We start from the raw sequence: 845 nt of genomic DNA on the forward strand, positions 1-845 counted from the left end.
CATCTTGTCGGCCAGCCCGGCATAGAAGCGATAGTATTCCGCCACGTAAGCAATCTGCGCCTGGGTTTCACGGATAATTTTCCCGGTATCGAGCGTCTCAAGACGGGCCAGTTTGGCTGCATCGCGTTCAATCAAATCCGCCAGCTTCAGCAGCAATTTGCCGCGCGCACCGGCGGTTAAGCCGCGCCACGCATCGGATTCAAAAGCCCGGGCTGCCGCCTGCACAGCGCGATCGGTTTGCTCGCTGCGTGCTTCGGCAATCGTGGCCCACGGCTCAGCGGTGGCCGGATTCAACGAGGTGAAAGTCGCCGCCCCGGCGTCAAATTGACCGTCGATGTAGAGTTTGAAAGATTCCATGACGTCTCCGCTTAGTGAAATGCAGGTACAACGTGTTGAATAAAGCGTTCCAGCGAGGCTTTCTTACGCTCGAAGGTCATGCCGCTATCCAGCCACAAGGCGTACTCATCGTAGCCCATCGCCTCATAGTTTTTCAGGCGGGCGATCACTTGATCAGGATTACCAATCGCCAGATTTTTTCGCATCCCTTCCACGCTGTAATAGGTGTTCGCGGCGATCTCTTCCTCGCTCAACGGCTTGATCAACCCCTGCTGCACCGGGCGCTCATTCTTAAACCAGGCACCGAAGTAGTTGTAGAAGCGATTAAGTTCTACTGCCGCTTGCTGTGCATCGGCCTCGTCTTCGGCCACAAAACCGTGCTGCAGCAGCATGATTTTCAGCGGCTGCTCAGGTGAATATTCCTGACAGGCTGCTTTGAAGGTGGTGATCAGACGCGTGATCTCTTCTTCGCCCTGATGCAGTGGCGTGCACTGCACGTTACAACCGTT

General features: G+C 55.6%; 2 protein-coding genes. Both read right to left on the reverse strand.

Annotation, left to right across the window (positions count from 1 at the left end; all coding sequences use genetic code 11):
- Positions 1-357, reverse strand: a 357-nt coding sequence (locus tag IAE30_RS29840; RefSeq protein ID WP_200681633.1) for an aldehyde dehydrogenase family protein, incomplete at its 3' end; no start/stop codon positions are given.
- An 11-nt stretch (positions 358-368) separates the two neighbouring features.
- On the reverse strand, positions 369-845 hold a 477-nt coding region (locus IAE30_RS29845; protein WP_200681634.1), incomplete at its 5' end, for an LLM class flavin-dependent oxidoreductase.

Origin of the sequence: Pantoea sp. S61 (assembly GCF_016625145.1) — a bacterium.
Taxonomy (GTDB): Bacteria; Pseudomonadota; Gammaproteobacteria; order Enterobacterales; family Enterobacteriaceae; genus Pantoea; species Pantoea rwandensis_B.